Origin of the sequence: Rhizobium rhizogenes NBRC 13257 (assembly GCF_000696095.1) — a bacterium.
Lineage (GTDB): Bacteria > Pseudomonadota > Alphaproteobacteria > Rhizobiales > Rhizobiaceae > Rhizobium > Rhizobium rhizogenes.
This window is the reverse complement of the sequence record NZ_BAYX01000011.1, coordinates 353,583-375,174: the sequence shown is the minus strand read 5'-3', so window position 1 is coordinate 375,174 and position 21,592 is coordinate 353,583. Positions and strand designations below refer to the sequence as shown.

The following is a 21,592-nucleotide window of genomic DNA, read 5'->3' as shown; positions in this document are numbered from 1 at the left end:
GCTAATTTATTTGAAACAGGTTACCGATAAATCAACCCTACCGGGAAAGGTTGTTTTCAAGCCTTTGTTCGGCGAACTGGAGGGATCCCATGCAGGACGGCAAGATACGCCAGGCTTTGGTCGAGCTCCTGTATCGAAATTCCTATGGCGTGGTCGTCTCCAACATCGTCATTTCTCTGGCGGCCGCCTATATTCTGAGAGCAGCCGTTTCCTCCACTTGGCTTCTCGGCTGGCTTGGTGGCCTGTATCTGCTGACCGCCATACGTGTACTTGCCTCCCGCAGCTTCTTCAGCCGTGAGCGAGAGCCGGGGTCGATCGCGCGGTGGGCTTGGCTCGCAGCAGCGTTTTCCTGGATCTCGGCTCTTCTGTGGGGCGCGATGGGGTGGGTCGGCTTTCTTCCCGAAGAGCCTGTCGTGCTTTCCTTTACGGTTATCGTGCTGACGGGACTTGTTTGCGGCACGGTGCCGTCGCTATCGGCTTTCCCACCGGCACTGATCGGCTCGATCATCATCACGGTGATACCGATCGCCCTGCGGTGCATCCTCAGCGGCAGCGACATGTCCGGCGCCTTTCTGTTTCTGCTCGTCTCCATGGTGTTCATCAACATCTACTATTGCCGCATCACCTACCGCATGCTCCGCGAAACCGTCGCGCTACGGCTGGAAAACGAGGAACTGGTCGTGAGCCTGCAGGAGGAACGCGACCGCGCCCAGACGGCCGATCGGTCGAAAACCCGTTTCCTGGCGGCGGCGAGCCACGATTTGCGCCAGCCGACCCATGCCTTGAGCCTGTTGGTGTCGACGCTGGCAATCCTTGGGCAGCGCGGCGATGTGGCCTCCCGTACCGCGCGCGAACTGGCGGCCAAGGCCAAAGCCGTCGTCGGCAATCTCAGCGGCTTGCTGAACGCCCTACTCGACATTTCCCGTCTCGATGCCGGCGTCGTCACGGTGACGAAGGAGCCAGTCTCGCTGAACAGGCTTTTCGCCGAGCTTCGTGATGAGTTCGCGAATGCCGCCGGGGAGCGCGGCCTTGGGTGGCGAACGGTGGACAGCACACTCTCGGTCGATAGCGACCCGATCATGCTCAAGCGCATTCTCGATAATTTGGTTTCGAACGCATTTCGATACAGCACAAAGGGGCGGGTTCTGCTTGGCTGTCGCCGCCGTGGCGCTTCGGTCGAAATCCAGGTCTGGGATACCGGCGCCGGCATCCCCGCCGATCAGCAAAAGGCGATCTTCGAGGAGTTCGTGCAGCTGCACAATCCGGAGCGCGACCGCACGCAGGGCCTCGGGTTGGGTCTGGCGATCGTGCGGCGAACCGCCCAGCTTCTCGGCCATCCGTTGCGTCTGGTCTCCACGGAGGGGCGTGGCTCCCTATTCGCCCTCACTGTGCCCGTTGCCGCTTCTGTTACTTCTGAGGCAAGGACTGACAATAGCAGGATCATAACTGAGAGCGCACTCGCGATTGCCGTGATCGACGACGAACGCGATGCGCTTGATGCGATCAGCTTGCTGCTCGAAACCCTTGGTTACAGGGTCTATGCCGGGCGTTCGGCGGCGGAGGCATGTCTTGCCCATGCCGAGGCGTCGCCGGATGGCACAGCACCCATCGATCTCGTCATCACCGATTATCGGCTGGAAGCCGGTACGACCGGGATCGAGGCGATCGAAGAGGTTCGTACCCATGCCGGACGTCGTTTGCCGGCGATCATCTTGACCGGCGATACCTCGCCGGCCCGCCTGCGGCAGGTCACCGAAAGCGGCCACCTGCTACTGCACAAGCCCGTCGATGCCGAACAGATGCAGCAGGCAATCACCGAATTATGTTCTCTGCAGCCGCTGGACAGTCGTGGAGGGTCGAGCAAAGGCTGATTTATTCCGCGCGGCTGATGCCGGTGCTGCGGGCGACCGTGTATTTCTTCCGGGTGATCGATCCGCTTGCTTCGCGGGGCTTCTGCTGGTAGTGAGCGCTCCCGCAGCTTTTGAAAAGCTCAGGTATCCGGTCGCAGCCCACCCGGTCAAAACAAGGGATCATAGATTATGAAGACCATCGTCGTCTGCTCCGGCGGACTGGACTCCGTTTCGCTCGCCCACAAGGTTGCCGCGGAACAACAGCTTATCGGCCTCGTCTCGTTCGACTACGGCCAACGGCACCGCAAGGAGCTGGATTTCGCCGCCGCCTGCGCCAAGCGCCTTGGCGTGCCGCATGAGATCATCGACATCACCACCATCGGCAAGCATCTGACCGGATCGGCGCTCACAGACGACGTCGATGTGCCGGATGGGCATTATGCCGAGGAAACGATGAAGGCGACGGTCGTGCCCAACCGCAATGCCATCATGCTGGCGATCGCCTTTGGTCTTGCCGCCGCGCAGAAGGCGGATGCGGTTGCCGTCGCCGTTCATGGCGGCGATCACTTCATCTACCCGGATTGCCGGCCCGGTTTCATCGACGCCTTTCAGCAGATGCAGAACCAGGCGCTGGACGGCTATGCCAGCGTTTCGCTCTACGCGCCCTTTGTCATGACCTCCAAGGCTGACATTGTGACGGACGGCGCCCGCCACAAGACGCCCTTTGCCGAGACATGGTCCTGCTACAAGGGCGGTGAGCGCCATTGCGGCCGCTGCGGCACCTGTGTCGAACGACGCGAGGCCTTCCATCTCGCCGGCGTCGAGGATCCGACGGACTATGAGGATCCGGATTTTTGGGTGACGGCGACATCTGGCTTCTCGGCCCAAGAGGTGAAGTGATGTTTCGCATCACCAAGGAATTCCACTTTTCCGCCTCGCATCAGCTCACGCATCTGGCCGATGATCATCAATGCGCCCGCATGCATGGGCACAATTATATCGTCGAGGTCGAGCTTTCGTCCGCCGAGCTCGACGCCAATGGCTTCGTGCGTGACTATCATGAGCTCGCACCCCTGAAGCGCTATATCGACGATAATTTCGATCATCGTCATCTCAACGACGTCCTCGGTCATGGCCGCGTCACCTCGGAATGTCTGGCCAAGCATTTCTACGACTGGTGCAAGGCGATGCTGCCCGAGACCTCGGCGGTACGCGTCAGCGAAACGCCGAAGACATGGGCGGAATACCGGCCATGAGCGAGGCACGCGAGGCCCGGATCCGCGTCAGCGAGATATTCGGGCCGACGATCCAGGGCGAGGGCATATTGATCGGCCTGCCGACCGTCTTCGTGCGGACCGGTGGCTGCGATTATCGCTGTTCCTGGTGCGATACGCTGCATGCGGTCGATAGCGACTATCGCGATCAGTGGCAGCCGATGTCGGTCGACGAGATCTGGCAAGATGTGATCCGGCTTTCCGGGGGCAAGCCGCTGGCGGTCTCGTTGTCTGGCGGCAATCCGGCAATCCAGCCGCTTGGGCCGCTGATCGCCCGTGGTCATGGCGAAGGCTATAGCTTCGCGCTGGAAACGCAGGGGAGTGTGGCCAAGGACTGGTTTGCCGATCTCGATACTCTGGTGTTGAGCCCGAAGCCGCCGTCGAGCGGCATGGTGACCGATTGGGCCGTATTCGACGACTGTCTGCGTTTGGCGGCGGATAAGCCGCAGGTGGCGCTGAAGATCGTCGTTTTCGATGACCACGACTATGCCTATGCGCGCGATGCTGCCGCCCGTTATCCGTATCTGCCGGTCTATCTCCAGCCCGGCAACCATACGCCGCCACCGCCCGACGCGGACGATGCGAAGATCGATATCGACGGGATCATGGACAGGATGCTTTGGCTCGTGGACAAGGTGACTGCGGACCGGTGGTTCGAGGCGCGCGTTTTGCCGCAATTGCACGTCCTGCTCTGGGGCAACAAACGCGGCGTCTAGCATCGATGTCCCGCTTGCGGGACCTTCAATCGCGTCCGGGAGGGCCATAGTTGCATTGGCGGCATCTCACGGTTAAGTATCTTGGTACGCCATAATACGGCTCACGAACAGCGGCCTCATGATGACGGCCAATGATCGTGACAAAAGGTGATGTCTTCGAGACCGGGGTGCAGGCATGAATGATGATTTGCGGGGCGCGGCAATTCGGGTGGAGCGTCCGGCGAAAACCTTGCGCGAGCTGGCGCTCGACAAGGTGCGCGAAGCGATAGTCAACGGATATTTTCGCCCGGGCGACCGTCTGGTGGAGCGTGATCTCTGCGCTCAATTGGGTGTCAGCCGTACGATCGTCCGCGAAGTTCTGCGCCACCTCGAGTCGGAAGGCCTTGTTGCCAATCTGCCGAACAAGGGGCCGATCGTCGCGCTGCTTGACCTTGGCGAGGCAAAGCAGATCTATGAGATCCGGGGTGCACTTGAAGGCATGGCCGCACGCCTTTGCGCCGAACAGGGCAATCCCGCAATCGCCGATGCCCTGGACAAATCACTGCAGGACATCCGCAGCAGCTATCAGGACAAGGATATGCCGGGCGTGCTCGCGCATACCTCGTCCTTCTATCAGACGCTGTTCAGCATGGTCGATCGGCATGTCGCCTGGGGGGTCGTCAACCTCCTGACCGTTCGCATCAATCATCTGCGTTCGATGACGATCAAGACGGAGAACCGTGGCGTCCAGGGTCCGGCACAAATGGCCCGTATCGTCGATGCCATTCGCCGCGGCGATGGGCCGGGGGCCTATCAGGCGGCAATGGATCATGTCGCCAGCGCCAGCGCCATTGCCGAGGCGGTTCTGTCCGGGCAACAATCGATCGACTGATCGGTCGCGGGCTGTGTTCCCGCAAGATATTTCCCTGAATATGAAAAGTGGGCCGGCTTCGCTAGCTGGCTTGTTGTCGCGCGAAATTGCGCCTGAAAACGCTCTGCCAGCTTGACACCGCACTTTGTTCAATGTGACGGTATGCCATAATCAAGAATACCAAAATGGAACGTCGATAAACTGGGATGTCGCCGTGGGCCATGCCCTCGCTTGAGAGCGGGCGGTTAGGTCTGTTTAGGCATCAATTTGTTGTTATCGTTGGATTTATCGAAAGGCTATCGCGGATTTTTCGCGATCCGCAGAAAGCTGCTTGACAGTTTTGTATGATGGCATACCATCATATGTAATATCGAAAGCGAGATAGCCCATGACCCTTCAAATCCGAAAGACCGTGCTGCAGATCGAAACGACGCTGATTGAGGGCGGGAAGGCGGCGGCCGTTCCGCTGAAGCTGTTTTCCGCATTGGCGGTGGTTAAAAATCCCTGGACGGGTCGCGGTTTTGTCGAAGACCTGAAGCCCGAAATCCACGCGGTCGCCCCGGTTCTTGGCGAACTGCTGACCAAGATGATCATTGAGGCGGTTGGCTCTGGCGAAGCGGTCGAAGGCTACGGCAAGGCGGCAGTCGTCGGTGTCAACGGCGAGATCGAACATGCCTCGGCGCTCATCCATACGCTCCGCTTCGGCAATCACTATCGCCAGGCGGTCGGCGCCAAGTCGTACCTCGCCTTCAGCAATACGCGCGGCCCGGCCAGTGCTCCGATCATGATCCCGCTGATGGACAAGAACGATGAGGGTCGTCGCTCGCATTACCTGACGATCCAGACGTCCATTCCCGATGCTCCGGCCGCCGACGAGATCGTCGTGGCGCTGGGCGCTTCAGTCGGAGGCCGGCCGCATCACCGCATCGGCGACCGATATCAGGATCTAAGGGACTTGGGGCAGGACGTCGCCAATCCCGCTGGCGTTTGAAGGATTTGGGCGCCGGGATGTCGACAGTGGAAACCATAGCGCAACACAATGCCGACGAAGCCGCGGCGAAGGGCCTGCCCCGCAGCAGGACGGCAAGTGGCACGGCCTATCATGAAGCCGGCAGCGGCGAGCCGCTGGTCCTTATCCATGGCGTCGGTATGCGTCTTGAAGCCTGGGCGCCGCAGATATCAGCCTTCGCGCGGACGCATCGCGTTATCGCCGTCGATATGCCCGGACACGGCGAAAGCAGCAAGTTGCCGGCTGCTAGCCCCCTCGAGGCATTTGTCGGTTGGTTTGGCGGGTTTCTGGATGAAATGGCACTCGACGGCGCAAATGTTGCCGGGCATTCGATGGGTGCATTAGTGGTCGGCGGAAGTGCCGCCACGTTCGGCCTCCGTATCAAGCGTGTTGCCTATCTGAATGGCGTCTACCGCCGCGATCCCGAAGCGAAGGCGGCGGTTCTTGCGCGTGCGGCGGCAATTCCGCTGACGGGCGTCGACAAGGAGGGGCCACTCTTGAGGTGGTTCGGCGATGACAGACAAAGTGCGGTTGCGCGAGACTTGACGCGCAACTGGCTGAGCCTCGTCGATCCGCAAGGCTATGCGACGGCCTATGCCGCCTTTGCCGGTGGTGACGAGACCTATGCGGATCGCTGGCCGGAGGTGCATGTGCCGGCGCTGTTCCTAACCGGCTCTGACGATCCCAACTCGACGCCGCAAATGGCCGAGCAGATGGCGTCCATTACGCCGAAAGGCTGGGCCAGGATCGTCGAGGGCCATCGCCATATGGTGAACTTGACGGCGCCGGAGATCGTCAACGAGTTGCTCGCCGAGTGGCTCTTGAGCGGGGAGGATGCAGGATGACGATAGAGCAGTTGGATCCCAGAGCGCTGCGCGATGCTTTCGGTGCCTTTCCGACCGGGGTCACGGTGGTGACCACGCGCGATCAGGCCGGCGTACCGATCGGCTTTACGGCAAACTCGTTTACCTCGGTGTCGCTCGATCCGCCGCTTCTACTGGTCTGCCTGGCTAAGACATCGCGCAACTTCACGGCCATGACGAGCGCTACCTCCTTTGCGATCAACGTGTTGTCGGAGACGCAAAAGCATATATCCAACACCTTCGCGCGGCCGGTCGAAGACAGGTTCGCAACCGTGGAGTGGGCGTCGGGCTCTGCTGGCTGTCCGATCCTGGCCGATGTCGCGGCCTGGTTCGAATGCACTCTGGAGCAAGTCATCGAAGCCGGTGATCACGTTATTCTGATGGGGCGGATCGCCTCTTTCGAGAACAGCGGTCGCAACGGATTGGGCTATGCCCGTGGCGGTTATTTCACGCCGATCCTTGCCAGCAAGGCCGTCTCGGCGGCGGCGGAAGGCCATATCGAGCTGGGTGCGGTTCTGGAGCGCCATGGCGAAGTCCTTCTCCTCGGCGATGACGTTCTTTCCCTGCCGGGCTGCGACGGTAAGGATGGTAGTCCGGCCGACCTCCTCCGGGACTACCTTGAAGAGCTTACCGGGCTTTCGGTGACGATCGGCTTTCTCTATTCGGTCTATGAGGGCAAGAGCGACGGAAAGCAGCACATCGTCTATCGTGCCTTCGCGTCCGATGGCGAGCCACGTAATGGCCGGTTCCTGAAGCCCGACACCTTGACCAAGGTCCGTTTCAAGACGAGTTCGACAGCCGATATCGTCGCGCGTTTTGCGGTCGAGAGCCAGATCGGCAATTTCGGCGTTTATTTCGGCGACGAGACCGTCGGCACGGTCCGCCCGGTTCCAGCAAAGGCGGCACGGCCATGAAATTCTCTCTCTTCGTTCACATGGAACGTCTCGACGCCGGCCAGAGCCACAAGAGCCTCTACGAGGAGTTCGTCGCGCTCTGCGAAATCGCCGACAAGGGCGGTATGCATGCGATCTGGACGGGCGAGCATCACGGCATGGATTTTACCATCGCCCCCAATCCCTTCGTGACCATCGCGGATCTGGCGCGCCGGACATCGCGGGCAAGGCTTGGGACGGGAACGGTGATCGCGCCGTTCTGGCATCCGATCAAGCTCGCGGGCGAGGCGGCCATGGCCGACATCATCTGCGACGGTAGGCTCGATATCGGCATTGCGCGGGGCGCCTATTCCTTCGAATACGAACGCCTGTTGCCGGGGCTCGATGCCTGGGGCGCCGGCCAGCGGATGCGCGAGCTCATCCCGGCGGTCAAGGGTATCTGGAAGGGCGACTACGCCCATGACGGCGAGTTCTTCAAATTCCCCTCGACCACATCGGCGCCGAAGCCACTGCAGGAGCCGAACCCGCCGATCTGGGTGGCCGCGCGCGATCCGAATTCGCACGAGTTCGCCGTTGCCAATGGCTGCAATGTCCAGGTGACGCCGCTCTGGCAGGGTGATGACGAGGTCGAAGGGCTGATGGGACGCTTCAACGATGCCTGCGCCAAGCATCCGGAGATCGAGCGGCCGAAAATCATGCTGCTGCGCCACACCTATGTCGGCTCTTCGGAAGCAGACATCGCACAGGCCGCGCACGAACTGAGCGTTTACTACAATTATTTCTTCGCCTGGTTCAAGAACGAGAAGCCCGTCAAGCAGGGCCTGATCGAGCGGATCCCCGAAGAGGAGATCAGCGCGAACGCGATGCTCTCCGATGCGGTCATGCGCAGCAACAACGTCGTGGGCAATGCCGAGACCGTCATTGCCCGCCTCAAGGCTTATGAAGCCCTTGGGTATGACGAGTATTCCTTCTGGATCGATACGGGCATGTCCTTCGAGCGAAAGAAAGCCTCGCTCGAGCGCTTCATCGCCGAGGTCATGCCGGCATTTGCGGAGTAAAGCCCATGCAGCGTTTCCAGTCTTATATCGACGGCGAATTTGTGGACGGAGAGGCTCGATTCCCGAGCATCGATCCGGCGACCGGCAAGGTCTGGGCCGAGATGCCGGAAGCGCGTGAGAGCGACGTCGATCGCGCGGTCAGCGCCGCTGAAACGGCGCTCTATGACGGCCCTTGGTCGAAGCTGACAGCCACGCAGCGTGGCAAGCTCCTCTACAAGCTTGCGGATCTGGTTGCGGCCAATGCTCAAAGGCTTGCCGAGCTGGAGACCCGCGACACCGGCAAGATCATCCGCGAGACGTCAGCACAGATCGCTTATGTCGCCGACTATTACCGCTATTATGCCGGCCTTTCCGACAAGATCGAAGGGGCATACCTCCCCATCGACAAGCAGGATATGGACGTCTGGCTGCGGCGCGAACCCATCGGCGTCGTCGCCATGGTCGTGCCCTGGAACAGCCAGTTGTTTCTCTCCGCCGTCAAGATCGGTCCGGCGCTGGCGGCTGGCTGCACCATGGTCGTCAAGGCGTCCGAGGATGGGCCGGCGCCGCTTCTGGAGTTCGCCCGCCTCGTTCATGAGGCAGGCTTTCCCGCCGGTGTCGTCAACATCATCGCCGGCTTCGGTCCATCCTGCGGTTCTGCCCTCAGCCGGCATCCGAAAGTGGCGCATATCGCCTTCACCGGCGGGCCGGAAACGGCGCGTCATGTCGTACGCAATTCGGCGGAAAACCTTGCCTCCACTTCGCTCGAACTCGGCGGCAAGTCGCCCTTCATCGTCTTTGCCGATGCCGATCTCGAAAGTGCGGCCAACGCGCAGGTTGCTGGCATCTTCGCCGCGACCGGCCAGAGCTGCGTGGCCGGTTCGCGGCTGATTGTCGAGCGGAACGTCAAGGGCAAGTTCTTAGCCATGCTGAAGGCAAAGGCCGAGGCGATCCGGATCGGCATCCCTTCGGACATGGCGACCGAAGTCGGCCCGCTCGCAACGAAGCGCCAGCAGGATCATGTCGCGGCCCTCGTCGACAGGTCCGTTGAGAGCGGCGCCCGTCTTGTCACGGGCGGCCGGCGGCTGGACGGCGGCGGTTTTTACTTCCCGCCGACAATTCTTGACTGCGACGGCGTTGCCTCGCCGTCGCTCGCCGAGGAGTTCTTTGGCCCCGTCCTGTCGGTTGTTTCGTTCGAGACGGAAGCTGAAGCGCTGAGGCTCGCCAACGACACCGGTTATGGCCTTGCCTCCGGCGTCTTCACCCAGAACCTCACACGCGCCCATCGCCTGATGAAAGGCCTGCGCGCCGGTATCGTCTGGGTCAATACCTATCGCGCCGTGTCGCCGATCGCGCCTTTCGGCGGCTTTGGCTTGTCCGGTCATGGCCGGGAAGGCGGGCTGGCGGCGGCCCTGGATTATACCCGCACGAAGACGATCTGGCTCAGAACGTCCGACGATCCGATCCCCGATCCGTTCGTGATGAGGTGACGCCGATGTTTTACGAAATCCGAACCTACCGGCTGAAGAACGGCACGATCCCGCAATATCTGAAGGTCGTCGAGGAGGAGGGGATCGCCATCCAGAAAGCCCATCTCGGCAATCTGGTCGGCTATTTCTTTTCCGAGATCGGGACCATCAACGAGATCGTTCATATCTGGGCCTTTACGAGTCTCGACGATCGCGAGGCGCGGCGGCAGAGACTGGCTGCCGATCCGCAATGGCGGGCCTTCCTGCCGAAAATCCGCGATCTGATCGAAGTGGCCGAGAACAAGATTATGAAGCCGGCGAGTTTCTCCCCTCAAGGGATCGTCTCGCCCGCCGCATAAGGCATGCCTGCAAGACATTAAAAACAAGGACAAGGGAACATGAAAGCAAGAATTGCACTCGCGGCCTTTGCCGCAATAATGGCAGTGTCCGGGGCCGCCAAGGCCGACACGCTCGTCTTCACGAGCTGGGGAGGGACGACACAGGACGCGCAGAAGGCCGCCTGGGTGAACCCGTTCACCGACAAGACCGGCATCGCCGTCGCGCAGGACGGTCCGACCGACTACGGTAAGCTGAAGGCCATGGTCGAGGCAGGCCAGGTGACCTGGGACGTCGTCGACGTCGAGGGTGACTATGCCGCGCAGGCGGGCAAGACCGGGCTCTTGGAAAAGCTCGACTTCTCCGTCATCGACAAGTCCAAGCTCGATCCGCGTTTCGTTACGGACTATTCGGTCGGCAGCTTCTATTATTCCTTCGTCATCGGCTGCAATGCCGATGCGGTCAGCGCCTGCCCGAAGACATGGGCCGATCTGTTCGACACGGCGAAGTTCCCCGGCAAGCGCACCTTCTATAAATGGTCGGCGCCGGGTGTGATTGAGGCGGCGCTGCTGGCAGACGGCGTTCCCGCCGACAAGCTCTATCCGCTCGATCTCGAGCGGGCATTCAAGAAGCTGGATACGATCAAGTCGGACATCGTCTGGTGGTCGAGCGGCGCGCAGTCGCAACAGCTTCTCGCATCGGCTGAAGCTCCGTTCGGCAGCATCTGGAACGGCCGCATGACCGCGCTTGCCGCCAGTGGTGTCAAGACGGACACGTCCTGGAACCAGAACATCACCGCCGCCGATTCACTCGTCGTGCCCAAGGGCGCGCCGAACCTCGAAGCGGCGATGAAGTTCATCGCTCTGGCAGCCTCTGCCCAGCCGCAGGCCGATCTGGCAAAGGCGACTGGCTATGCGCCTGTTAACATCGAGTCGGCAAAGCTGATGGATCCGGTAACTGCCAAGACCCTGCCGGATCAGCAGACGGCCAGCCAGGTCAATGCCGACATGTCATATTGGGCCGAAAACCGTGATGCCATCGGCAAGCGGTGGTATGCCTGGCAGGCCCAATAGGCTGAAGGACATCCGAAGGAGCGCCGCGGGCATCTGGCCCGCGGAGCAGGAGAACAGGTCCGGCGCCTGGATGGGAGCCGGCCGTTCATCTGCGCCTGAGGCGGGAAAGGAATGCCATGTCGACATATATTGACGTCGCCAGCGAGAGCGCGCCCGCGTCGAGGGCAGCTAGACCCAATGGCTTCGGCGGAGTCATGCCGGCGCTGATCTTCGTTGCAATCTTCTTTGTCGTTCCGGTCATCGCCCTTCTGTTGCGCAGTGTGATGGAGCCGGCTCCAGGCTTCGGCAATTATGCCGAATTGCTGGGCTCGGCGACCTATCTCAAGATATTCGCCAATACCTTCATCGTCTCCGGCCTCGTCACCGTCATCTCGCTGCTGATTGGCTTTCCCGTTGCCTGGACGTTGGCGATCATGCCGACGAGACTGGCCTCGTTGATTTTCTCGGTCCTGCTTCTGTCGATGTGGACCAACCTGCTCGCCCGGACCTATGCCTGGATGGTGCTGCTTCAGCGAACCGGGCTGATCAACAAGATGCTGATGGCAACGGGGCTGATCGACAAGCCCTTGGCGCTCGTCAACAACCTGACCGGTGTAACCATCGGCATGACCTACATCATGCTGCCCTTCATCATCCTGCCGCTCTACGGCGTCATCCGCAAGATCGATCCGGCCATCCTGCAGGCGGCGGCACTTTGCGGCGCGAGCCGCTGGCAGTGCCTGACCCGTGTTCTCCTGCCGCTGGCCGCACCGGGCATGGTGGCGGGTGCGCTGATGGTTTTCGTCATGTCGCTTGGCTACTATGTCACCCCGTCTCTTCTCGGCGGCACGGCGAACATGATGCTGGCGGAACTCATCGCCCAATTCGTGCAGTCCCTGGTCAATTGGGGCATGGGCGGGGCCGCGGCCCTTGTTCTCCTCGTCGTCACGCTTTCGCTCTATGCGGTGCAACTACGGCTGTTCGGCGTGCAGAACACGGGAGGGCGCTGACATGCTGCTCAATTTCGACCGTCTCGGCTGGTGGAAATATCTGCTCCTGGCGATAACGCTTCTGACGGCAGCCTTTCTGCTGTTGCCGATCCTCTTCATTGCAGCGCTGTCTTTCGGATCGTCGCAATGGCTGATCTTTCCACCGCCCGGCTGGACGCTGAAATGGTATGGCGAGCTTTTCTCCGATCCCCAATGGCTGGCATCGGCGTGGACGAGCTTCAAGATCGCGTCAATCGTCACGGTCCTCTCCGTGCTGCTGGGGCTCGTGACCTCCTTCGGGCTGGTGCGTGGCACCTTCCTGTTCCGCAATACGCTGAAGGCGCTCTTCCTGACACCGATGATCCTGCCCGTCGTCGTTCTCGCGGTGGCGCTCTATGCTTTCTTCCTGAGAATTGGCCTCGGCGGCACCTTGGCGGGCTTTGTCATTTCCCATCTCGTTCTGGCGCTGCCCTTCTCCATTCTCTCCATTTCCAACGCTCTTGAGGGCTTCGATAAATCCATCGAGGATGCGGCGGTGCTGTGCGGTGCTTCACCGCTTGAGGCGAAGATCAGGGTAACCCTGCCAGCAATCAGCCATGGGCTGTTTTCAGCCGCGGTCTTCTCGTTTCTAACCTCCTGGGACGAGGTGGTGGTGGCGATCTTCATGGCGAGCCCGACGCTGCAGACGTTGCCGGTGAAAGTCTGGGCGACGCTGCGGCAAGACCTGACGCCGGTCGTGGCGGCCGCCTCGTCCCTTCTCATCCTTTTGACGATCACGTTGATGGCGCTTGTCGCGATCGCACGCAAGGTACTGAAATCATGAGCGAACCCTTCCTGAAAATCAAAGGCATCCGTAAGGAGTACGGTCCTGTCGTCGCCGTGCACGATGTCAATCTCGAGGTTCGGCGCGGCGAGTTCCTGACCTTTCTCGGTCCATCCGGTTCGGGCAAGAGCACGACGCTATATATATTGGCGGGCTTCGAAAATCCGACTAGGGGCGACATCACCCTCGATGGGCAGACCCTGCTGTCGACCCCGTCGCACAAGCGCAACATCGGAATGGTCTTCCAGCGCTACACCCTGTTTCCGCATCTGACTGTCGGCGAGAATATTGCCTTTCCCCTGAAGGTGCGGCGCAAGTCCAAGGCCGAGGTCGATGCGAAAGTGAAGGAGATGCTGCGGCTCGTCAGGCTCGAAGGCTTCGAGGATCGCAAACCTGCGCAGATGTCGGGCGGCCAGCAGCAGCGCGTCGCGCTTGCCAGGGCATTGTCCTACGATCCGCCTGTGCTTTTGATGGACGAGCCGCTGTCGGCGCTCGACAAGAAGCTGCGCGAGGAAATCCAGCACGAGATACGCCGCATCCACCAGCAAACCGAGGTGACGATCCTCTACGTGACCCATGACCAGGAGGAGGCGTTGCGGCTTTCCGATCGCATCGCCGTTTTCTCCAAGGGCATCATCGACCAGATCGGTACCGGGCCGGAGCTTTACGCTAACCCGCGCACCCGCTTCGTTGCCGAGTTCATCGGTGATAGCGACTTCATCTCGTGCGACCTCCTGTCGTCCGACAACGGCCAGGCGACGATCTCGCTTGGCGGTAAAACCGTGTTTGAACGGATCCCCGTCCATGGCAAGGCGCCCGCCGCCGGCAAGGCGGCCCTGATGCTGCGTCCGGAACGCATCCGGCTGGGGCGCGGAAACGGCACGAACGATGGTTTCAGTGCGACGGTCAGCGACATCACCTTTCTCGGCAACAATGTCCATGTGGCGACGGAGACGGCGACCGGAGAGGCCCTGTCCGTGCGATTGCCGTTCGGTCACGAGGCGATTTCGGGCTTGAGCCGTGGCGACCATGTGCATCTCGAATTCGACCCGGATGCCGCACATGTGTTCTGCTGACGGTGTCGCCCTAAGTTCGGCCGGGCACAGGATGGCTATGCCTCGTTCTCGTCGTCGAATAGCCAGATGCGAATTCTCCACACGGTTATTCAGGCCCTGATGCGAAGGATGCTCAACGCCGAGCATGGTTTGCCTATTTTCCGTCCTTGATAACAACGACCATTTCGTCGAGATGCCACTTGTCGGGTGCTTGCCAACTGACAAGCTCTCCCTCCACGGCCAAGTCTACCAGCCCTGCGGTATTGCCACTTTCCGGAGGCAGGTCTTCGTCTGAAGGGCTGTTTTTCACCGGTGAAAAATATGCCGCGAATTTGGCGGTTTACAGTCTACTCGATCATTCCTATCTCGTTTCCAACACTGGACAATCGAGGAGGATGCGATGCTGACGAAACCCGATAAGGCGACGACGATCGGTCTTTGGAATGGGCGCGAGATTCCACGGCTCGGCATGGGCTGCTGGGCGATCGGTGGCCCGTTCTACGCAGGCGATGTGCCACTTGGCTGGGGAGAGGTCGACGACGATGAATCGATCCGCGCCATCCATCGCGCTGTCGATCTCGGCATCCGTTTCTTCGATACGGCTTCTAACTACGGGGCGGGACATTCCGAGAAGGTCGTTGGCCGCGCAATTGGCAATCGCGACGATATTGCCATCGCTACGAAGTTCGGTTTCGCAACCGACGAGGAAAGCAAGCAGGCGACGGGTGCCTTCGCCGATCCTGCCTTCATTCGCCGATCCGCCGAGACGTCACTGAAGCGGCTGAAGCGCGAGCGGCTGGATCTGCTGCAGTTTCACCTGAACGACTTTCCGCTGGAGGCCTCCGACGAAGTCTTCGAAACGCTTGAGGCCCTGAAAGCCGAAGGCAAGATCGATGCGTTCGGTTGGAGCACCGATCACTCCGATCGCGCGGCCAGGCATGCCGCTCGGACGGGTTTTGTCTCCGTCCAGCACACGATGAACGTCTTTGAGCCGGTTCCTGACATGATCGACGTGATCGAAAAGAACGGCCTGATCTCTATCAATCGCGGCCCGCTGGCCATGGGACTTCTCACCGGCAAATTCACGACTGAAAAAACCGTCGGCGCAAAGGATGTACGCGGCGCGAGCCTCGATTGGATGGTCTATTTCAAGGATGGCAAGATCGCGCCGGAATTTGCGGCGCGGCTGGATGCGGTGCGGAACCTGCTGACGGCGGATGGGCGTACGTTGACGCAGGGCGCACTTGCCTGGCTCTGGGCGCGCTCCAGCCGCACACTGCCGATACCGGGCTTCCGGACCGTCGCCCAGGTGGAAGAAAATGCCGGGGCATTGCAGAAAGGTCCTCTGCCGCAGGAGGCCATGGATGGTATCGACGCAGCCCTCGTCGGCCTCTAGGGACGATCACTTCCCTTGAACGTGGTAGCCTTGTCTTAACTTGGGCCGGGCACGGATGGTCACGATGAGGTCGGTTTATGTCGTGGTCGATACGGTGATTGTGGACCAGAATGCTCCATAGCCAGTGGCTTGGAAGTGGAGCAGGCTGGCGCTGGCGTCTTTAATGGCTTCCCGAAGGCCGCGGATTCAGTGGGCTGTAAACCGGCTTCGATTCAGTCGACGGAGAAAGGTATCCGTTGTCGTCAGAAAGACAAGAAATGTCGCTTTAGCTGATCTGCATAAGCAGGCTTCTCTCTTCATTGAGCAAATTATTCCGCTGAAGACGCCTTCGATGTATTCGATCGATCTCTCGTGCGTCCAACATTGGTACGTCTTTGCCTTTCAAAATACCACTAAATCTATAGGGTATTGGAATAATTTGGAGAGTAGGAGACGGGAATGACATTGTCCAACATCGCCAACGAAGCGGTCAAATTTGCCTACTGGGTGCCGAATGTCTCGGGTGGCCTGGTGATCTCGAATATTGAGCAGCGTACGAGCTGGACGATCGAGTATAACAGAAAGCTCGCGCAAATCGCAGAAGCCAGCGGTTTCGAATATGCGCTCAGCCAGATCCGCTTCACGGCAGGTTATGGCGCGGAATTCCAGCATGAATCGGTTGCCTTCAGCCATGCGCTGCTGGAATCGACGACCACACTCAAAGTCATCGCGGCGCTTCTTCCCGGACCGTGGAATCCGGCCCTTGCGGCCAAGCAGATCGCGACCATCAATCACCTGACCAACGGGCGCGTTGCCGTCAACATTGTCAGTGGCTGGTTCCGCGGTGAGTTTGCGGCGATCGGTGAACATTGGCTCGACCATGACGAGCGCTATCGCCGCTCGGAAGAATTCATCCGGGCGCTTCGCGGAATCTGGACGGAAGACAACTATACCTTCCGCGGCGACTTCTATCGCTTCAACGAATATTCGCTGAAGCCGAAGCCGATCGATCCGCAGCCGGAAATCTTCCAGGGCGGTTCTTCGCGGGCAGCCCGCGACATGGCGGCGCGCGTATCCGACTGGTATTTCACCAACGGCAATACGCCGGCCGAGATCCGCAAGCAGGTCGACGACCTCAAGTCGAAGGCGCGAGAGAACGGTCATTCCGTCCGCGTCGGCGTCAACGCCTTCGCCATCGTCCGCGAGACGGAAGAGGAAGCCAAGGCCGTTCTTGCCGAGATCATCGAAAAAGCCAATCCGGATGCGGTGAAGGCCTTCGGTCATGAGGTGAAGAATGCCGGCAAGGCATCGCCGGAAGGCGAGGGCAACTGGGCAAAATCCTCCTTCGAGGATCTCGTTCAGTACAATGACGGCTTCCGCTCAAACCTCATCGGCACGCCGCAACAGGTCGCGGAGCGGGTCGTGGAGCTGAAGCGGGCAGGCGCGGACCTGATCCTGCTCGGCTTCCTGCATTTCCAGGAAGAGGTCGAATATTTCGGCAAGCATGTGATCCCGCTGGTTCGTGAACTCGAAGAAGCCGCCAGCGCGCAGGCGGTGGCGGCCGAGTAGAGGCCAGCCAGCCCCTCATCTCTCGCAAGAGACTGATCATGAGAGCGTGGGCCGGAAGCGGTCCACGCAACGGGGAAACTGCGCGCTGGTTTGCGCGGCACCCGAAAGCCGTATGGAGGACAGCCAGTGCCCGCCGCAAATTATTCCTTCGACGCGCTGCCGACCGGCGCTTCGCGGGAGGATGCTGTCGAACAGATCGGCCGCAGCTCCTCTTCTTCTGTGGATGAAAAGAGCGTGCAGAACGCGTCCGACGATACCAGCGGCCTCGCATTGCACGGCATCAGCCTGTCGTTTGGCGGTGTTGTGGCTCTCGTTGACGTCGATCTGTCGGTCAAGCCCGGCGAGATCCGTGCGATCATCGGGCCGAACGGCGCCGGCAAGAGCTCGTTGATCAACGTCATCAGCGGCGTCTATCGCTCCGACCGGGGTCATGTACGCATCGGCTCCACCTCGTATCGACATGTGCCGACCGAAAGGCTGGCATCCCTCGGCGTGAGCCGAACCTTTCAGAATCTGGCCCTGTTCAAGGGATTGAGCGTTATCGACAATGTTGTCGCTGGTCTGGCGCATCGGGTGCGCTCGACTTTTGCCGAACAGGTTCTGGGTCTTCCGCGCGCCCGTCGGGAAGCGGCGGATACGCGCGAGCGCGCAATGCGCATCCTTGAGTTCCTCCATCTCGACCATGTTGGCGACCGGCTGGCGGGCACGCTGCCCTATGGTTTGCAAAAGCGCATCGAGCTTGCACGCGCCCTGGTGGCCGAACCGAAGATCCTGCTTCTGGACGAGCCGATGGCGGGCATGACGGCGACGGAGAAGAGCGACATGGCGGACTTCATCCGGGCTGCCCGCGATCAATATGAAACGACGGTGATCCTCATCGAGCACGATATCGGCGTGGTCATGCAGCTCTCCGACCAGATCGCGGTCCTGGATTACGGCCGCAAGATCGCTGAGGGAACACCGGACGAGATCCGCGCCGATCAGCGCGTCATCGATGCCTATCTCGGTGTTGTGCCGGAAAACGAAGACGGAGAGGGCATCTGATGGCGGATTTCGACTGGTCGTTTTTCATCGAGGTGCTGGTTGGCGGCTTGCTGTCCGGTGTCATGTATTCGCTCGTCGCGATCGGATTCGTGCTGATCTACAAGACCTCGGGCGTACTCAATTTCGCTCAAGGGTCGATGCTGCTGTTTGCGGCGCTGACTTTCGTCAGCCTTGTTGAACGCGGTGTGCCCTTCGCACTGGCCTTCGCCATCACCTTCGCAGTCATGGTGCTGATCGGCATCGCCATCGAACGCACCGTACTGCGCCCGCTGACCAACAAGCCGCCGATCACGTTGTTCATGGCAACGCTCGGGCTTTCCTACATCATCGAGGGTGCTGCCCAATTGATCTGGGGCACGCAGGTGCACGGACTTGACCTTGGGATCGAGGATGTACCCTTCGAGGTCGGCGGCGTGTTGATCAGCCAGTTCGACATGTTCGCCGCCGCCGTTGCTGCGGGAATGGTGGCGCTGCTGTCGGTCTTCTTCCGCTACACGCGGATCGGCCTGGCATTCAGGGCCGTGGCGGACGATCAGTTCGCGGCTCTTGCTGTCGGGCTAAAACTGCCCTGGATATGGGCAACGGTCTGGGCCGCCGCCGGCATCGTGGCGCTGGTCGCGGGCCTGCTGTGGGGCGCGCGGCTCGGCGTACAGTTCTCGCTGTCGCTGGTGGTGCTGAAAGCGCTTCCCGTCCTCGTGCTTGGCGGCTTCGATTCCATCCTGGGCGCGATCGTCGGCGGCCTGCTGATTGGTGCGACTGAGAAGCTCGCGGAAGTCTATATCGGCGAATACTTCGGCGGCGGCATCGAAAGCTGGTTTGCCTACGTCGTGGCGCTCGCCTTCCTGCTCATCCGCCCCTCCGGTCTTTTCGGACAAAAGCTCCTGGAAAGGGTCTGACCATGGCTGTCGTCACCGCCGACCTTCATTCCACGCTGCCGTCCTATCGTTGGCTGGCGCCGGCAGCGGTGATTGCGGTTGCCTATCTCGTCGTCCCGTTCATCGGCTCGACCTATCTCTACGAGGCGATCCTCGTGCCGTTCCTGGCGCTCAGCCTGGCGGGCGTCGGCTTGAACCTGCTCACCGGCTATGCCGGGCAGGTCTCGCTTGGAAGCGCCGCCTTCATGGCGGTTGGTGCTTTTGCTGCTTATAATTTCAATCTGCGCGTCGACGGCCTGCCGCTGATCGTCAGCATATTGCTGGCTGGTCTCTGCGCGGCGGCGGTCGGCATCGTCTTCGGCCTGCCGAGCCTCCGGTTGAAAGGCTTCTATCTTGCCGTCTCGACGCTCGCCGCCCAGTTCTTCGTACAATGGGCACTGACCAAGTTCAGTTGGTTTTCCAACGACTCGGCCTCCGGCGTCATCGACGCGCCGCCTTTGACGCTGGCGGGTGTGGAGTTCACAGGTCCGGTCGGGCGCTATCTCTTTTCGCTCACGGTCGTCGTCGTGCTCACCTTCCTTGCCCATCGGCTGGCGACATCGCAGACCGGCCGCAACTTCATCGCGGTCCGGGACAACGAGACGGCGGCGAGGATCATCGGCGTGCCCGTGTTGAAGACCAAGCTGCTGGCCTTTGCCATTTCCTCCTTTATCATTGCTGTCGCGGGCGTTCTCTGGGCCTTCGCCTATCTGCGGACCGTGGAGCCTGCCGGCTTCAATCTCGACCGGTCGTTCCAGATCCTCTTCATCATCATCATCGGCGGGCTGGCCTCGACACGGGGAGCCTTTTTCGGCGCGGCGCTGATCGTCGTCTTCCCGCTCATCCTGTCTCGCCTTGGTTCCTTCCTGCTTGGCGACCTGTTCGATTCCGGCGTGCTCGACATGAGCCAGCGGATCGTGCTCGGCGCCCTGATCATCCTGTTTCTGATCCTCGAACCGGACGGGCTTTCCTCGCTTTGGGGCAAGATCCGAAGACGGTTCGGCACTGCCGTCAGCAGAGCCGCCTGAGCCACGCTGGAGCGCAAGCTCCCAAGACCAACAAACGCATCATTCACTCATTCAAACCAGATCCGGTCTTCGTACCGGACAACACTCGGAGTGTATCCAGACATGACCATGCTTGCGAAACTCAAAGCCGCTGTCTTCGCGGCCGGTCTGGCCGTCTCGGCCGCCATACCGGCGGCGCATGCCGACGAGCAATATTTCCCGCTACAGAGCTACCGCGTCGGACCCTATGCGGCTGGCGGCACCGGTTTCTTCGGCGGTTTCATCGACTATCTCAATCTCATCAACACGCGTGACGGCGGCGTCAACGGCGTCAAGCTTACCTGGTCGGAAGCGGAGACCCAGTATGAGGTCGAGCGCGGCGTCGAGGCCTATGAGCGCCTGAAGAGCAATCCGAACATCGCCGCCTGGAACCCGCTTTCCGTCGGCATCGCCTACGCCATGATCGATCGTATCACCCAGGACAAGGTGCCGCTAATCACCGTCAACCACGGCCGCACGGACTCCACCGATGGCCGCGTCTTCCCCTATGTCTTTCCGTTGCTCCTCAATCCCTATAGCGAGACGTCGGGCATCGTGAACTACATCGCGTCGAAGCTAGGCGGCGTCGACAAGCTCAAGGGCAAGAAGATCGTCGTGCTCTATCACGGCTCGCCCTACGGCAAGGAAACCATCCCGATCTACGAGCTGCTGTCGCAGAAATACGGCTTCGACCTGCAGCAGATCGAAGTGCCGCATCCCGGTAACGAGCAGCAGGCGCAATGGCTGACGATCCGTCGCGCCAAGCCGGATTACGTGGTGCTGCGCGGCTGGGGCGTCATGAACCCGGTTGCCCTGAAGACGGCGGCCAAGACCGGCTTCCCCGTCGATCACATCATCGGCAATGTCTGGTCGAACTCGGAAGAAGACGTGATCCCGGCGGGCGATGCGGCCAAGGGATATACCGCGATTACGACGCAGGCCTCCGGCACGGAATATCCGATCGTCCAGGAAATCGTGAAGACGCTCTATGACAACGGCAAGGGCAATCTCGAGGACAAGAAGCGTATCGGCTCGGTCTACCACAATCTCGGTATCGTCAATGGCATCCTGAATGTCGAGGCGATCCGTATCGCTCAGGGCAAGTTCGGACACCGCACGCTGACCGGCGATGAAGTCCGCTGGGGCTTCGAGCATCTGCAGCTCGATCCTGCTCGCGTCGAGGCGCTTGGCGCCAAGGGCCTGTTCCACTCGATCAACGTCACCTGGGACAACCACGAGGGCAACGGCTACGTCACCTTCCAACAGTGGGACGGCAAGAAATGGAATGTCGTCTCCGATTGGATCGCGCCGGACTGGGCGCTGCTGCGGCCGATCATCGAAAAGTCCTCCGAGGCCTATGCCAAGGAAAAGGGCATTAAGTTGCGCACGTCCGAAGACGCGCAGACCGTGACGAACTGAGCCCCGTGG

Annotated in this window: 21 protein-coding genes and 1 pseudogene; 21 read left to right on the top strand and 1 reads right to left on the bottom strand. The window is 60.7% G+C overall.

What is annotated here, in order from left to right; translation table 11 throughout:
* Positions 1-89: 89 nt before the first annotated feature.
* The 15 genes from RRH01S_RS24485 (at position 90) to RRH01S_RS24415 (ending at position 14,237) form a co-directional block, all read left to right on the top strand.
* A complete protein-coding gene (locus RRH01S_RS24485) occupies positions 90-1,871 on the top strand; it encodes a hybrid sensor histidine kinase/response regulator (RefSeq protein ID WP_042474520.1) in 1,782 nt (593 codons plus the stop codon).
* A 168-nt stretch (positions 1,872-2,039) separates the two neighbouring features.
* Positions 2,040-2,750: a 7-cyano-7-deazaguanine synthase QueC gene (queC, locus tag RRH01S_RS24480; RefSeq protein WP_015917974.1), complete on the top strand. Its 711-nt coding sequence runs from the start codon at positions 2,040-2,042 to the stop codon at positions 2,748-2,750.
* Positions 2,750-3,106 (top strand): 6-carboxytetrahydropterin synthase QueD, encoded by a 357-nt coding sequence (queD, locus tag RRH01S_RS24475; RefSeq protein ID WP_034515900.1) that lies wholly within the window; start codon positions 2,750-2,752, stop codon positions 3,104-3,106. Before queC ends, queD begins: the two co-directional genes overlap by 1 nt.
* A complete protein-coding gene (queE, locus tag RRH01S_RS24470; RefSeq protein WP_034515902.1) occupies positions 3,103-3,840 on the top strand; it encodes a 7-carboxy-7-deazaguanine synthase QueE in 738 nt (245 codons plus the stop codon). Before queD ends, queE begins: the two co-directional genes overlap by 4 nt.
* A 175-nt stretch (positions 3,841-4,015) precedes the next feature.
* A complete protein-coding gene (locus RRH01S_RS24465) occupies positions 4,016-4,711 on the top strand; it encodes a GntR family transcriptional regulator (RefSeq protein ID WP_007702066.1) in 696 nt (231 codons plus the stop codon).
* 367 nt (positions 4,712-5,078) lie between these two features.
* Positions 5,079-5,681, top strand: a complete 603-nt coding sequence (locus tag RRH01S_RS24460) for an amino acid synthesis family protein (protein ID WP_015917972.1) — start codon at positions 5,079-5,081, stop codon at positions 5,679-5,681.
* Between the two features lie 17 nt (positions 5,682-5,698).
* Positions 5,699-6,544, top strand: coding sequence for an alpha/beta fold hydrolase (locus RRH01S_RS24455; protein ID WP_015917971.1), 846 nt, complete (start codon positions 5,699-5,701; stop codon positions 6,542-6,544).
* A complete protein-coding gene (locus tag RRH01S_RS24450; RefSeq protein WP_015917970.1) occupies positions 6,541-7,476 on the top strand; it encodes a flavin reductase family protein in 936 nt (311 codons plus the stop codon). Before RRH01S_RS24455 ends, RRH01S_RS24450 begins: the two co-directional genes overlap by 4 nt.
* Complete coding sequence (locus RRH01S_RS24445; protein WP_015917969.1) at positions 7,473-8,513, top strand: LLM class flavin-dependent oxidoreductase; 1,041 nt, start codon at positions 7,473-7,475, stop codon at positions 8,511-8,513. The genes RRH01S_RS24450 and RRH01S_RS24445 overlap by 4 nt, the downstream gene beginning before the upstream one ends.
* 5 nt (positions 8,514-8,518) lie before the next feature.
* Positions 8,519-9,982, top strand: a complete 1,464-nt coding sequence (locus RRH01S_RS24440; protein WP_015917968.1) for an aldehyde dehydrogenase — start codon at positions 8,519-8,521, stop codon at positions 9,980-9,982.
* Between the two features lie 5 nt (positions 9,983-9,987).
* Complete coding sequence (locus RRH01S_RS24435) at positions 9,988-10,320, top strand: NIPSNAP family protein (RefSeq protein WP_007702054.1); 333 nt, start codon at positions 9,988-9,990, stop codon at positions 10,318-10,320.
* 39 nt (positions 10,321-10,359) lie between these two features.
* Positions 10,360-11,370 (top strand): ABC transporter substrate-binding protein, encoded by a 1,011-nt coding sequence (locus tag RRH01S_RS24430; RefSeq protein ID WP_015917966.1) that lies wholly within the window; start codon positions 10,360-10,362, stop codon positions 11,368-11,370.
* A 116-nt stretch (positions 11,371-11,486) separates the two neighbouring features.
* A complete protein-coding gene (locus tag RRH01S_RS24425; protein ID WP_015917965.1) occupies positions 11,487-12,359 on the top strand; it encodes an ABC transporter permease in 873 nt (290 codons plus the stop codon).
* A 1-nt stretch (position 12,360) separates the two neighbouring features.
* Complete coding sequence (locus RRH01S_RS24420) at positions 12,361-13,161, top strand: ABC transporter permease (protein ID WP_015917964.1); 801 nt, start codon at positions 12,361-12,363, stop codon at positions 13,159-13,161.
* Positions 13,158-14,237, top strand: a complete 1,080-nt coding sequence (locus tag RRH01S_RS24415; protein WP_015917963.1) for an ABC transporter ATP-binding protein — start codon at positions 13,158-13,160, stop codon at positions 14,235-14,237. The genes RRH01S_RS24420 and RRH01S_RS24415 overlap by 4 nt, the downstream gene beginning before the upstream one ends.
* Before the next feature lie 42 nt (positions 14,238-14,279).
* On the opposite strand, the pseudogene RRH01S_RS34850 reads toward RRH01S_RS24415, so the two are convergent.
* Positions 14,280-14,372 (bottom strand): annotated as a pseudogene (locus RRH01S_RS34850) (IS6 family transposase); the annotation flags it as partial.
* A gap of 244 nt (positions 14,373-14,616) precedes the next feature.
* On the opposite strand from RRH01S_RS34850, the gene RRH01S_RS24410 reads away from it, so the two are divergent.
* The 6 genes from RRH01S_RS24410 (at position 14,617) to RRH01S_RS24385 (ending at position 21,583) form a co-directional block, all read left to right on the top strand.
* Complete coding sequence (locus tag RRH01S_RS24410; protein WP_015917962.1) at positions 14,617-15,612, top strand: aldo/keto reductase; 996 nt, start codon at positions 14,617-14,619, stop codon at positions 15,610-15,612.
* A 438-nt stretch (positions 15,613-16,050) separates the two neighbouring features.
* On the top strand, positions 16,051-17,160 hold the full coding sequence (gene sfnG / locus RRH01S_RS24405) for a dimethylsulfone monooxygenase SfnG (protein WP_007702044.1): 1,110 nt from the start codon (positions 16,051-16,053) through the stop codon (positions 17,158-17,160).
* 219 nt (positions 17,161-17,379) lie between these two features.
* Positions 17,380-18,204, top strand: a complete 825-nt coding sequence (locus RRH01S_RS24400; RefSeq protein WP_374188765.1) for an ABC transporter ATP-binding protein — start codon at positions 17,380-17,382, stop codon at positions 18,202-18,204.
* Positions 18,204-19,100, top strand: a complete 897-nt coding sequence (locus RRH01S_RS24395) for a branched-chain amino acid ABC transporter permease (protein WP_034515909.1) — start codon at positions 18,204-18,206, stop codon at positions 19,098-19,100. Before RRH01S_RS24400 ends, RRH01S_RS24395 begins: the two co-directional genes overlap by 1 nt.
* Before the next feature lie 2 nt (positions 19,101-19,102).
* Positions 19,103-20,146 carry a branched-chain amino acid ABC transporter permease gene (locus tag RRH01S_RS24390; RefSeq protein WP_034515911.1) on the top strand — a complete coding sequence of 348 codons (1,044 nt, stop codon included), beginning with the start codon at positions 19,103-19,105 and terminating at the stop codon, positions 20,144-20,146.
* Between the two features lie 102 nt (positions 20,147-20,248).
* Positions 20,249-21,583: an ABC transporter substrate-binding protein gene (locus RRH01S_RS24385; RefSeq protein WP_015917958.1), complete on the top strand. Its 1,335-nt coding sequence runs from the start codon at positions 20,249-20,251 to the stop codon at positions 21,581-21,583.
* Positions 21,584-21,592 lie beyond the last annotated feature (9 nt).